Origin of the sequence: Leifsonia sp. YAF41 (assembly GCF_052113185.1) — a bacterium.
GTDB lineage: Bacteria > Actinomycetota > Actinomycetes > Actinomycetales > Microbacteriaceae > Cryobacterium.
In genome coordinates this window covers 279,940-293,057 of sequence record NZ_JBFRCS010000007.1, presented here as the reverse complement: position 1 = coordinate 293,057, position 13,118 = coordinate 279,940, and the positions used below count along the sequence as shown (strand labels likewise).

10 protein-coding genes are annotated in these 13,118 nt (G+C 65.2%); 7 read left to right on the top strand and 3 right to left on the bottom strand.

Annotated features, from left to right (window positions below):
* Positions 1 to 23 precede the first annotated feature (23 nt).
* From AB4Y63_RS09165 to AB4Y63_RS09140, 6 genes are all read left to right on the top strand, one after another.
* Entirely contained in the window at positions 24 to 1,688 is a 1,665-nt protein-coding gene (locus AB4Y63_RS09165) for an ABC transporter substrate-binding protein (protein WP_441790739.1), read from the top strand.
* Positions 1,689 to 1,861: 173 nt separating this feature from the next.
* The gene (locus tag AB4Y63_RS09160) at positions 1,862 to 3,523 is read left to right on the top strand and encodes an amidohydrolase (RefSeq protein ID WP_441790738.1); all 1,662 of its coding nucleotides are present in this window, start codon (positions 1,862 to 1,864) and stop codon (positions 3,521 to 3,523) included.
* Positions 3,524 to 3,548: 25 nt separating this feature from the next.
* A complete protein-coding gene (locus AB4Y63_RS09155) occupies positions 3,549 to 5,213 on the top strand; it encodes an ABC transporter substrate-binding protein (protein ID WP_441790737.1) in 1,665 nt (554 codons plus the stop codon).
* Positions 5,214 to 5,258: 45 nt separating this feature from the next.
* Entirely contained in the window at positions 5,259 to 6,215 is a 957-nt protein-coding gene (locus AB4Y63_RS09150; RefSeq protein ID WP_441790736.1) for an ABC transporter permease, read from the top strand.
* Positions 6,212 to 7,072, top strand: coding sequence for an ABC transporter permease (locus AB4Y63_RS09145; RefSeq protein WP_441790735.1), 861 nt, complete (start codon positions 6,212 to 6,214; stop codon positions 7,070 to 7,072). The genes AB4Y63_RS09150 and AB4Y63_RS09145 overlap by 4 nt, the downstream gene beginning before the upstream one ends.
* A complete protein-coding gene (locus tag AB4Y63_RS09140) occupies positions 7,069 to 8,778 on the top strand; it encodes a dipeptide ABC transporter ATP-binding protein (protein ID WP_441790734.1) in 1,710 nt (569 codons plus the stop codon). Before AB4Y63_RS09145 ends, AB4Y63_RS09140 begins: the two co-directional genes overlap by 4 nt.
* Before the next feature lie 107 nt (positions 8,779 to 8,885).
* Here the strand turns inward: AB4Y63_RS09140 and AB4Y63_RS09135 are convergent, their stop codons facing one another.
* The gene (locus AB4Y63_RS09135) at positions 8,886 to 9,572 is read right to left on the bottom strand and encodes a DNA alkylation repair protein (RefSeq protein WP_441790733.1); all 687 of its coding nucleotides are present in this window, start codon (positions 9,570 to 9,572) and stop codon (positions 8,886 to 8,888) included.
* Between the two features lie 34 nt (positions 9,573 to 9,606).
* On the bottom strand, positions 9,607 to 10,674 hold the full coding sequence (locus AB4Y63_RS09130; RefSeq protein ID WP_441790732.1) for a YeiH family protein: 1,068 nt from the start codon (positions 10,672 to 10,674) through the stop codon (positions 9,607 to 9,609).
* A 70-nt stretch (positions 10,675 to 10,744) separates the two neighbouring features.
* On the opposite strand from AB4Y63_RS09130, the gene AB4Y63_RS09125 reads away from it, so the two are divergent.
* Positions 10,745 to 11,665, top strand: coding sequence for a LysR family transcriptional regulator (locus tag AB4Y63_RS09125; protein ID WP_441790731.1), 921 nt, complete (start codon positions 10,745 to 10,747; stop codon positions 11,663 to 11,665).
* A gap of 3 nt (positions 11,666 to 11,668) precedes the next feature.
* Here the strand turns inward: AB4Y63_RS09125 and AB4Y63_RS09120 are convergent, their stop codons facing one another.
* Positions 11,669 to 13,060, bottom strand: coding sequence for a pyridoxal phosphate-dependent decarboxylase family protein (locus tag AB4Y63_RS09120; RefSeq protein ID WP_441790730.1), 1,392 nt, complete (start codon positions 13,058 to 13,060; stop codon positions 11,669 to 11,671).
* Between the last annotated feature and the right edge of the window lie 58 nt (positions 13,061 to 13,118).

Genomic DNA, 13,118 nt, shown 5'->3' with positions numbered 1-13,118 from the left:
CACCGAACCCCGGAGAGATCATTATGCTCAACTTGGCACCGCCGTCCCGCAGATCCACGTCCCGCCGAATCCTTGCAACGTCGGCACTCGTTGTCACCGCTGCGCTTGCGCTCAGTGCGTGCACCGCACCGAAGGCCGACTCGGCAGACAATGGCAAACCGAACTTCGAACTGAGCGCGACCACCCCGGCGCCGTCCGGCGAGATCGACTCGTTCACCTGGTCGACCTATGCCGAGCCCTACTCGCTCGACTACGCCTACGCGTTCGACTATGCCGACAACCAGATCCTGTCGAACATCTGCGACTCGCTCACCCGGTGGAACCCCGATCTCAGCACGTCGCCCGGTCTCGCCGAATCGGTCGAGAATCCGACGCCGACGACGTGGGTCTACAACCTCCGCCCCGATGTGAAGTTTCACGACGGCACCACCATGACCGCAGACGACGCGGTCGCGTCGATGCGCCGCCACCTCGACCCCGCAGTCGGTTCGTTCTGGGCCACCTCCTACCAAAACGTTGCCTCGATCGACAAGACCGGCGACCTACAGGTCACCGTCACCACCACCATTCCCGACAGCCAGTTCAATCAGTCGTTGTCCGGGGCGCCGGGTGTGATCGAGTCGGCGGCAACCCTGGCCAAGGATGGCGCTGACTACGGCAACTCGACCGGTGGCGTCAACTGCACCGGCCCCTTCTCCTTCGCTGGCTGGAAGTCGGGTGAAGGAATCACGCTCGAGCGCTTCGACGACTACTGGGACAAAGACCTCATCGCCAAGTCGAAAAAGGTCGAGTTCGTCTTCATGAACGACCCGAACGCCCGCATCAACGCGTGGAAGGCCGGCGAGATTGACGGTGGCTGGATGGTTCCCTCCAACGCCGTCGAACAGTTGAACTCGTCCGGAAACGGCAAGGTCTATTTCGGCACGAACAGTGCGGTGTACAGCATGATCGTGAGCAACCTCACCGGTGCGCTCAAAGACGCGAAAGTGCGCCAGGCGCTCACCATGGCCATCGACCGTCAGGGACTCGTGAAGGCAGCCGAGCAAGGCTACGCCACGGTGACCAATGCGATCACCACCAAGTCGGTCTGGCAAGGCGCCGATCAGGCCACGGTCGACTCGGCCTTTGACGATCTCAAGTCGTACCCCTACGACGTGGCAGCGGCCAAGAAGCTTGTCGACGAAGCCGGGGCCACTGGTCAAGAGGTTGTCATCGCAACGTCACCGATCACGGCCAACTTCGACGTGATCGCCCAGGCCACCGCCGCTGCGGCAACCTCGATCGGCCTGAAGCCGAAGATCGAGACGATCTCGCCGAACAAGTACACGACGTTGTTCTCCGACCCGACGGCACGCGAGGGAATCGACCTGTTCCTCACGAACTGGTACCTGTCGTCGTCTGACCCGCTCGAGATGTTCGGCATCCTGCGCACCGGCGAGTTCAGCAACTACGGCAACTGGTCCGACCCCGAGTTCGACCAGGTCGTCAACGAGGCCGTGGGAATCATGGACCCGAACGAGCGAGCGAAGAAGAGCGCGAAGGCGCAGGCCATCGTCAACGAGCAGGTGCCCTGGCTGCCGCTCTACGAACAACCGACCATGCTCTGGCTCGGCAAGAACATCAGCGGTGTCGCTCCGTCGATCAACTTCATGTACTACCCCTGGGCGGCCACCATCGGCGCCAGCTAACCGCATCGCACTTGTTCACCGGTCGGCCGCCTGTCGGGCCGACCGGTGAACTGTGTTTCAGACAAGTTTCAGGTTGTGAACAGTGTTGTGAACAGTGTTGACACGACGGCTTTGCGCCAGCTAGTCTCCTGAAACCGGTCGACAACGACGCCGTTCGAACACGAGGAGTTTCCGTGGCTGTACCCGCAGACCTGATTTACACCGGCGGGTGGATCTTTACCGCCCGTTCCGACGCGCCAGAGCAGTTGGCCGTCGCGGTCACCGACGGCGTGATCAGCGCCGTCATTCCCGAGGCAGAGGCTGCGGCACTCACCGACGAATCAACCCACGTCATCGACCTGAACGGCGGACTTCTCGTTCCCGGTTTTCAGGATGCCCACATCCACCCCGTCTCCGGCGGCGTCGAACTGCTGCAGTGCGACCTGACCGGCACCGAAAACGCGGAAGAAGCTGTCGCCCGCATCGCCGAATATGCTGCTGCGAACCCCGACATCGAATGGATTCAGGGCGCCGGCTGGTCGATGGACCACTTCCCGGGCGGAAATCCCACGCGAGGACTGATCGACGCTGTCGTCTCCGACCGCCCCGTTCTTCTCTCCAGCCGTGACCACCACAGCTCGTGGGCCAACACCAAGGCCTTCGAAATCGCCGGCATCACCGCCGCCACCGCCGACCCTGCCGACGGCCGGATCGAGCGCGAGAGCGATGGCACCCCCGCCGGCGCCCTGCAGGAAGGCGCGTCGGAACTCTTCAACCACGTGCGCCCCGAAACCACAGACGATCTGGCCTACAAAGGCCTCCTCCGCGCCCAGGAAGAACTCTTCGCCCTCGGAGTCACCGGCTGGCAAGATGCCCTCGTCGGCACCGGTCTCGGAATGGCCGATTCGCTCACCATCTACGAGCGCGCCGCTGATGAAGGAACACTGCTGGCTCACGTCGTCGGCTCCCAGTGGTGGGAGCGCAGCGCCGGTCTCGAACAGCTGCCGCGGATGATCGCACGTCGCGACGCAATCGCCGCTCGCTACCCCGGCAAGGAGCTCGATCTCAGCACGGTCAAGATGATGGTCGACGGCGTCGCCGAGAACCAGACCGCTGCCATGAACGTGCCCTACCGCGACGCTCACGGACACGCCACCGACAACTCGGGTCTCTCGTTCATCGACCCCGAACTCTTGAAGGAGTACGTCACCGCTTTGGATGCGGCCGGCTTCCAGGTGCACTTCCACGCACTGGGCGACCGCGCAGTGCGCGAAGCTCTCGACGCGCTTGATGCGGCACAGGCCGAAAACGGTCCGAGCGTCAATCGTCACCACCTGGCGCACCTCCAGGTCGTTGACTCGGCTGACACCGCCCGATTCGCGCCGCTCAACGCAACCGCAAACATCCAGTCGCTCTGGGGCTGCCACGAAACGCAGCTCGACGAGTTGACGCTGCCCTTCCTTCCCGACGATTCGGAAGAGCACCACTACCCGTTCGGTGAGCTGCACGCCAACGGCGCTCGTCTCGCCGCGGGCAGCGACTGGCCGGTCTCGAGCGCGAGCCCGATCGACGCCATCCACATTGCCGTCACCCGAGTCTCCCCCGACTCCACCGACAAGCCGCTGGGTGAGCCGATTCAGAAGCTTGATCTCGCCACCTCGCTTACCGCGTACACCGCGGGATCCGCCTACGTGAACCGCCGCGACCACGACACCGGGGCCATCATTCCCGGCTTCCTGGCCAACCTCGTCGTACTCGAACCGAACCCGTTCGAGCTTGACCCGAGTGAGATCTACACCTCGACCGTCACGTCAACCTGGGTGCGCGGCGCCCAGGTCTATCCCCGCAGCAACTAATACTCACCGATCCCCGGAGACATTTATGTTTACCCCTGCACCATCTCCCCGCGCGCGTCGCACCTCGCGCCGCTTGCTTGCGGCGTCGGCAGTTGTCGCCGTTGCGGCGCTGTCGCTCAGCGCCTGTTCCGCGCCGAAAGCCGATTCAGGCGCTGGTTCACCCAGTTTCGAACTGACGGCACTCACCCCGGCGCCCACAGGCGAACTCGACTCCTTCACCTGGTCGACCCACGCGGAGCCGAACTCGCTCGACTATGCCTACGCGTTCGACTACCCCGACAACCAGGTTCTCGCCAACGTCTGCGAATCATTGCTGCGCTGGAACGCCGACCTCACCATCTCTCCCGGTCTTGCTGTGTCCTACGAGAACCCGACACCGACGACCTGGGTCTACAACCTGCGCCCCGGCGTCACCTTCCACGACGGAACCGTTCTGACCGCCGACGACGCCGTCGCCTCGATGAGCCGCCACCTCGACCCCGCGGTCGGTTCGTCGTGGTACACCGTGTACCAGAACGTTGCCTCCATCGAAAAGACCGGCGATCTGCAGGTCACCGTCACCACGACGGTTCCCGACTCCCAGTTCAACCAGGGAATGTCCGGCGCTCCCGGAGTCATCGAATCGGCGGCAACGCTCGCCGAGACCGGCGCCGATTATGGCAACTCGACCGGCGGCGTCAACTGCACCGGACCCTTCTCGTTCGGAAGCTGGAAGAGCGGCGAGAGCATCACGCTCGAGCGCTACGACGGCTACTGGGACAAAGATCTCATGGCCAAGTCGAAGGAAGTCAAGTTCGTCTTCCAGAACGACCCGAACGCCCGCATCAACGCGTTCAAGGCCGGCGAGGTCGATGGTGGCTGGATGGTTCCGTCCAACGGAATCGACCAGCTGAAGGCATCGTCCGCAGGCAAGATCTACTTCGGCACCAACACCGCAGTGGCCAGCATGATCGTGAGTAACCTCAAGGGCACGCTCGGCGATGTGCGAGTTCGCCAGGCGCTGACCATGGCGATCGACCGTGACGGTCTGCTGAAGGCCGCCGAGCAGGGGTACGGCACCGTCACCAATGCGATCACCACGGAGTCAGTCTGGAACGATGCCGACGAGGCCACCCTTCAGACCGCATTCGGCGATCTGAAGAAGTATCCGTATGACCTGGATGCCGCAAAGAAGCTGGTTGAAGAAGCAGGAGCCACCGGCAAGGAGATCGTCATTGCGACCTCGCCGATCACTGCTGCGTTCGATGTGATTGCCCAGGCCACCGCCGCCGCCGCGACGGCGATCGGACTGAAGCCCACCATCCAGACGATCACTCCGAACAAGTGGACGACAATGTTCTCCGACCCGTCAGCGCGTGAAGGTGTCGACCTGTTCTACACGCTCTGGTACCAGTCGACCGCCGACCCGCTCGAGAGCCTGTCCATTCTGCGCACTGACGAGTTCAGTAACTACGGCAACTGGTCTGACCCCGAGTTCGATCAGATCATCAACAACGCTGTCACCATTTCTGACCCCGCTGCCCGTGCCGCTGAGGCTGCCAAGGCCCAGGTCATCGTCAACGAGCAGCTGCCCTGGTTGCCGCTCTACGACGCACCGACCGTGCTCTGGCTCGGTAAGAACATCACTGGTGTTGCTCCGTCCATCAACTACCTCTATTACCCCTGGGCGGCGACAATTGGCGCAAGCTAACTGTGACTCACGCGCTGACCGGTCGACCGAAAGTGAGGTAGGTCTATGAACGTCGTGAAGCTTGTCGCGAAGAAGCTCGGAACTCTGTTGTTGACGGTGTTTGCCGCGTCACTGCTGGTGTTCTTCTCCCGTGCCCTCGTTCCGGGGGATCCGGTGGCGTTCCTGCTGCGTGGCCGCAAACCCAGCCCGGAAGCCGTGGCCGAGGTCACGGCGCAGTTCGGGCTGGATCTGCCGATGTGGCAGCAGTACGTGAACTGGGTCGCCAACCTGTTCCAGGGTGACCTGGGCCGGTCCTTGCAGTTCCGTCAGGACGTATCCGTGGTGCTCGCCGACCGCCTGCCCGTCACCCTGGGCCTGGTGGTGATGGCCGGCACGATGATCGCGATCTTCGGTCTCGCGGCCGGGATCATCGCCGCGTTGAATCGCGGCAAGACGACCGACCGAGCGATCCTGATCTCAATGACCGGCCTTGGTGCGATTCCGTCGTTCGTCGGCGCGATCGTGTTGATCGCCGTGTTCGCGGTGCAGCTGGGCTGGTTCCCGTCGTTCGGCAGCGGGGAAGGGTTCCTCGACGGGATCTATCACCTGTTCCTGCCGTCGCTGGCCCTGGCGATCGCCTTCGTCGCCCTGGTAGCCCGCGTCACCCGGTCGTCCATGCTTGACCAGCTCGAAAGGGAGCATGTGGAAGTTGCAACAAGCCGAGGACTGACCCGTTCGCGCGTGGTCCTCCGCCACGTTTTGCGGAACGCGATCGGACCGATCTTGACCGTCAGCGGTGTGCTGGTGGCCGGTCTGCTCGTCGCCAGCTCGATCGTGGAGCAGGCGTTCGGCCTGGCCGGAATCGGGTCGCTGCTGGTGCAGTCCGTCGACCGGCTCGACTTCCCGGTCGTGCAGGCGATCGTCCTGCTGATCGTGATCATCTTCGTGCTCGTGAACACCGTCGTCGACTTGCTCGCGCCGCTGATCGACCCGCGCGTTGCAGCAGGGGCGGCAGCCCGATGAGCGCGCCGGCACTGGCGAAGTCGGTGCGGAAGTCGCTCTGGCTTCCCCGCACCAATGCCCTGTTCCTGGCCAGCCTGATCGTCGTGGCGGTGATGGTGATCTCCGCCGTCTTCGCACCGCTCCTCGCGCCGTACGACCCGGACTTCGTTGACCTTGCCAACGTGTTGTCGGGTCCGACGAGCGCGCACTGGCTTGGTACCGACGCCCTCGGCCGGGACACCCTCAGCCGGATGATGTTCGGCGCCCGGTCGTCGCTGCTCGGCCCGCTGCTCGTGGTCGTGCTGTCGACGATCATCGGCATCCTGCTCGGCCTGATCGCCGCGTGGCGCGGCGGCTGGCTCGATGCGGTGCTCGCACGCGTGTTCGACCTGCTGTTCGCGTTCCCGGCACTGCTGCTGGCGATCCTCGCCGTGGCGTTGTTCGGTAAGGGTCTCGTCGCCCCGGTGATCGCGATGAGCATCGCCTACGCGCCGTTCGTGGCCCGCCTGGTGCGGTCGTTGATCATCACCGAACGCACCCGCCCCTACGTGGCCGCGTACCGGGTGCAAGGCTTCTCCGGCGGCTGGATCGCGACCCGGAGGGTGCTGCCGAACGTGATGCCGACCGTTGGCGCCCAGTCCACGTTGAACTTCGGTTATGTTTTGGCCGACCTGGCCGCCCTGTCATTCATCGGCCTGGGTGTGCAAGCACCGACCGCCGACTGGGGTGCCATGATCAACGAGAGCCGCGGGGCCCTGATGAGCGGGCAGGTTCTTCCCGCTCTCGTTCCCGCGATCGCCGTCGTTCTGGTGGTCATCGCCGTCAACATCATCGGAGAAGAATTCTCCGACCGAATCGGAGGGCAGATCCCATCATGAGCCTCTTGAATATCTCCGATTTCACCCTCGACCTCACCACTGGGTCGAAGGCGCGACTGCTGGACGCGATCTCGTTGTCGGTCGAGGAAGGCGAAACCGTCGGCCTGGTCGGCGAATCCGGGTCGGGCAAATCCCTGACCGCCCGGGCCGTGCTCGGCCTGCTGCCGGGCCGGGCCGAGACCAGCGGGTCCGTCGTTCTCGACGGCACCGATGTGCTCACTGCCACCTCATCACAGGTGTTGGCGCTCCGCCGCGGGACCGCATCGATGGTCTTCCAGGACCCGCGCTCGGGGATCAACCCGTTGCGGCGCATCGGCGACTACCTCACCGAATCGCTGATTCTCTGCAACGGCTGGTCCAAGGCCGATGCCTACCAGCGGGCGCTGGAACTGCTGCGCTCGGTCGGGCTCCCCCGGCCCGAGGCACACCTGAACCAGTTTCCGCACGAACTCTCCGGTGGCATGCTGCAGCGCGTGATGATCGCCGGCGCCCTGTCGACCTCACCGCGCCTGCTGATCTGCGATGAGCCGACGACGGCGCTGGATGTGACGACGCAGGCCGAGATCATCGGCGTGCTGTCCGAACAGCAGGCCGAGCGCGGAATGGGGATGCTGTTCATCACGCACGACCTCAACCTCGCCTCCGCGCTCTGCGACCGGATCTATGTGCTCAACGGCGGCGTCGTCGTCGAAAAGGGCGGCGTGAAAGAGGTCTTCACCAATCCGCAGGCCGCGTACACGCAGCAGCTCGTCGCGGCCACCCCGAGCGTGTTCACCCGCGCCGTTTCGGTGATCAGCGCGGCCCAGTCGGCCGCATCCGTGCGGAGAGCGGAAGCTCACACCGAAGCAGCCGCTGCCGCAACCTCGGTCGGTTCTCCGGCGCAGCCGGCGATCATGCTGGAAGGCAAGTCGCTGTCCAAGACGTACTACGTCAAGGGCAATGAACCGCTGATCGCTGTCAACAACGTGTCGCTGTCGGTTCCGCGCGGCGATGCTCTTGCTGTGGTCGGCGAGTCCGGCTCTGGCAAGTCAACGCTGGCCCGGATGATTGTCGGGCTCGAGCAGGCTGACGAAGGTGACATCCTCGTCGCCGGCGTCTCCCGCGCGGCGCCGGCTCGCACGAAGGCCGAACGTTTGGAACGCGCTCGCACCGTGCAGATCGTGTTCCAGGACCCGTACCTCTCACTCGACCCGCGCATCCTCGCCGGTGCCGCGGTCGAGGACGCGCTGCGTTTGCACACCAAACTCAGCCATGCGGAGTCCCGCGCCAAGGTGCTCTCCCTGTTCGATCAGGTCGGCCTCGGTGAAAAGCACGCGAACGCACGCCCGCGCACGTTGTCCGGCGGGCAGCGGCAGCGTGTCGCCATCGCGCGCGCCCTCGCCGTCGGTCCCGACGTGCTCGTGCTCGACGAGGCGACGAGTGCTCTCGACGTGTCGGTGCAGGCGCAGGTGCTCGAGGTCGTCGATGAGATCCGTCGCGAACGCGGCCTCACGCTGCTGTTCGTGAGCCACGACCTTGCCGTCGTGCGCAAGGTCTGTGAGACGACCATGGTCATGCGCCGCGGCGAGATCGTCGAGCATGGTCAGACGATCGACCTGCTCGAGAACCCGCAGCACGCATACACGCAGCTGCTGCTCGACTCCATTCCGCGCCCGGAATGGGAAGCCGACACCCCGCGTTTCGCTGACGCGGCGACACCGGCCTAGCCCAGCCCAGCTTCACCCGGCGCCGAGCTTGACACCTGCGGTCGAGTTTCCCCGATACACCAGGGAAACTCGACCGCAATGGTCAAGCTCGGCGCTTCTTCGTGCTCTTACTTCGCCTGCTGACGACTCACCATCTCGGTGATCCAGATGGGCGCGTAGGGCGAGGTGCAGTTCGGTGGGGTCGGGTAGTCCTTCAACACTTCGAGGCGCTCACCGATGTCGAGAGCGCGGGCGCGATACTCGGGGAACTCGATCCCGATCTGGGCCAGGCAGTGGTTCATCGCCCATTGCAGGCGCTCTGGCGCATCTTTCATCTCGGCCTCGATGATGTCGAGCAGTGCCGGGAGGTCGAGGCCTTCCGGGTTCTTCACGACGCGTTCCGAGGTCAGCGCCCAGCCGGCGCTGGCGACCACAGGGTCTGCATCCGCGAACCAGACCAGGCGCAGCTCTTCGGCGTGCGGACTCTTCTTGACCACGTAGTTCACGAGCCAGTCCTGCACTTTGGGAGTGCGTGTCTCGCGAAGCATCGCGTCGAGTTTGTCACGGTCAAACTCCTTCGGACGGCAGATCAGGAGGGCCAACAGGCGCGCGGCGGTGTCTCCGGTGTCCCACAGTTCGAGAGCCAGGTCCTGCTGCGTCTTCAGTCGTTTGGCGATCGCGCGCATTTTGCCGAGGTTGACCCCGTGGTCGTCGCCGTGCCTGGCGTTGACCTCACGGGCCCGTGGGTCCTCGAGTGCGGCAAGCTCGGCCATCAGCTCTGCGACCGTCGTCCCGGCCAGCACTGTCTCGGTCATTTCAGCCTCCTGATCATGGCGCGTCAGATTCAGCCTACGACGAGGGACCGGCGGCGAGGCTCACCAGCAGCGTGCCGCCGAGCGCGACAGCCGCGACAACGAGAGTCGACACCGCGGCAAGCACGAACGGCTTCGGACCGACCTTGCTGAAGGTGGCGAATCGCACTCCGGTTCCGAGCGCGAACATCGCCGCCGTCAGCAGCGCCGTCTGCACAATCTTGGCCCCGGCAATGACCTGGTCCGGCATGATTCCGCTCGACCGCAACAGAACCATCAGCATAAATCCCACGACGAAGAGCGGAATGATGGGCGGGAGCTTCCCGGTGTCTGGCCGCCCCTTCAGCGCACGACGGCGCTGCAGGCTGATCGCCGCCATCACTGGGGCGAGCATCAGCACGCGGGCCAACTTGACGACGACAGCGACGCCGAGGGCTGCACCACCCAACGTTCCGCCGACCGCGACGACCTGGGCGACCTCGTGGATCGAGCCTCCCGCCCACATTCCGCTCTGTTCCGCGGTCAATCCGAGAACCTCACTGGCCAGCGGAATGAGTGGGATCATCAGCGTGCCGAAGATCACCACGAGCGCAACAGCCGTGACCACTTCTTGTTCGTCCTCGGTCTCGATCACGCCATCGACGGCGGCCACCGCTGCGGCGCCGCAGATGGAGAATCCGCAGGCGATCAGAAGTCGCTGGGTGGCACTGATGCCCAGCCATTTGCCGACGAGCAGGGTGATCAGGATGCCGATGGTGACGATGGCGATCACCACCACGATCAGAGCCGGGCCGAGACTCAGGATGTCCCCGAGCACCAGATCCAGCCCCAGCAGGACGATCCCGGCGCGCAGTAGTTTCTTGGCGGCGAATGCCAGACCTGGCTCGACTGCATTCGGCATGTGCACGGTGTTGCGCAGCACGACGCCGAGCACGATTGCGATCAACAACGGGCTGACCGTTGGCACCACCGTGTTGACCGCGAGGGCGGCACCGACCGCAACGGCCGAGATCACGAGACCCGGCAGTATCCGTCTCGCCGTGGCGAATCGACCCGCGCCTTCGTCCGACGAAATCAGAGCGGTGGTTGAGGCATTGCGTGTCATACACGAATGCTTTCAGTCGGCGTCGCGGGTCAGTAGACGGCAAAAACGCATGGAGGCATATCATTTGGATATGTCTCGATGGCCTGATCTCGCCGTGCTGGAGTTGCTCGTCGCCGTGTCGGAACACGGCAGTCTGGGCGCGGCGGCGCGCGCCGTCGAGATTGCCCAACCGAACGCCAGCCGTTCGATCGCTCGCTTCGAACATTCGCTGGGGCTGAGCCTGCTGGAGCGTCGCCCGCGTGGGTCGCGACTCACTGCCGAGGGCGAGATCGTCGTCGATTGGGCCAGGGGGGTGCTCGACTCGGCGCGAGAACTCGCGGCGGCGACCGATGCACTGCGGGCCGGGCAGAGCGCACAGCTCGACATTGCCGCGAGCATGACGGTCGCCGAGTACCTTGTTCCCGCTTGGCTGGCGGAGCTCCGGCGCAATCGGCCGGAACTGGATGTCGCGCTCCGGGTGCAGAACTCGACCGAGGTTTTCGATCTGGTCGCGGCCGGCTCCTGCGACCTCGGTTTTGTCGAGTCTCCGCGTGTGCGGCCCGGTCTCGGCAGAGTGACCGTTGCGTGTGACCGGCTTGTCGTGGTCGTAGCCCCTGACCACCCGTGGGCGACCCGCGAGCGAGCGGTCACCGTGGGCGATCTCGCCGCAACGGCACTGGTGGTGAGGGAGCCGGGTTCGGGAACACGCACCACTCTCGACGAGGCGCTCCGCGAGTTCACGCCGGTGCCGCCGACGCTCGAGCTGAGCAGCAACGCCGCCGTGAGGGTGAGTGTGACGGCCGGTGCCGGGCCGGCGGTTCTCAGCGAACTTGCGGTACGCCCCTGGCTCGACGCGGGCGATCTCGTCGAGATCGTGGTCGAGGGGCTCAACCTGAGTCGCACAATGCACGCCGTCTGGAATGCCGCGACCCCGCCAACCGGGGCCGCCACCGAGCTTATTGAGATCGCCCGGCGGGTGGGTGCGTCAGCGTCGGCACATGCTCGGCCCTAGCGGTCAGGCCGCAGCGACTGCGCGCTCGACGGCGGCCAACGACTGTTCGACGTCCGCCGCATCCGTCGACCAGTTGCTCACCGAGATCCGCAATACATCGCGGTCGCGCCAGCGGCTGCCCGACATCCAGGTCGTGCCGTCGGCCAGCAGCAGCTCGGTCACGCGGCGGGTGCGCTCATCGCTGCCGAAGCTCACACTGACCTGGGTGAAAACCACGTCATTCAGCACTTCGGCGCCGGGAATCCGGGCGAGGCCGTCGGCCAGGGCACGCGCGTGACTCGCCAGTCCGTCGACCAGGTCGATGGTTCCGGAGCGGCCGAGTGACCGAAGTGCTGCCCACACCGGCACACCGCGGGCGCGACGGGAGAGCTCGGGCGTCTTCTCAAAGGGGTCGCCGACACCGAGGTGATCGGTCATGAGGTAGTGGGTGTGCACGCCGAATGTGGTGCGCATCGGCTCGGGCCGCGCCACGATCGCCAGGCCGCAGTCATAGGGAACGTTGAGCGTCTTGTGGGCGTCGGTCGCCCAGGAATCAGCCAGGTCGACCCCCTCGATCAGCTCGCGGTAGCGCGGGCTGGCTGCAGCCCAGAGCCCGAATGCGCCGTCGACGTGAGCCCAGGCGCCGCGATCGTGGGCCACGGTGACCGCGTCCCGCATCGGGTCGAAGGCACCGGAGTGCAGGTTACCGGCCTGCAGGCAGACGATCGCGGGGCTCCCCGGCTCCCCCGTCGCATCCATCGCTGCCGCCAAAGCGTCGGTGCGCATCCGACCCTGCTCATCGACATCGACGACGATGGGGGCACCAAGGCCGAGATAGCGCAGGGTCAGATCGATCACCTCGTGCCGCTCGGCGCCGACGAACACACGGATGCGCGGTGCCCCGAACAGCCCGTTCTCCGCCAGATCCCAGCCGGCACGGTTCAACACGTCGTACCGCGCCGCGGCGAGGCCGACGAAGTTCGCCATCGTCGCTCCGGTTGTGAATCCGACGTCGGCGCCCGGCGGGAGACCGAGCAGGTCGAGCAACCAGCCACCGGCGGCCTCTTCGGCCGCAGCGGTCGCCGGGGTCGAAAATCGCATGGCCGCATTCTGGTCCCAGGCACTGACCAGCCAATCGGCGGCGAGGGCGGCGGGCAGTGTGCCGCCGATCACCCAGCCGAAGAAGCGGCCGGATTGCATGGCCATCAGCCCCGGTTCGGCCAGTCGGGCCAGCTCGTCGATGACCACAACCGGGTCAGTCGGCGCGTCGGGAAGCGGTGCGGCGAACCCGTCCTGCAGGTCGTCCGCGCGCAGTCGTGGGCCCACGTGACGTGTGCCGACCGATTCGAGCCAGGTCAGCGCGTGAGCGCGTGCGCGGGTGAGAACGTCGGTGTAATCCTGAGCCTGAGTCGACATTTCCTCATGCTAAACCCACTCTTCACGCCTGCCGAGGGGCGCAGCTCCAGTTGCTCCA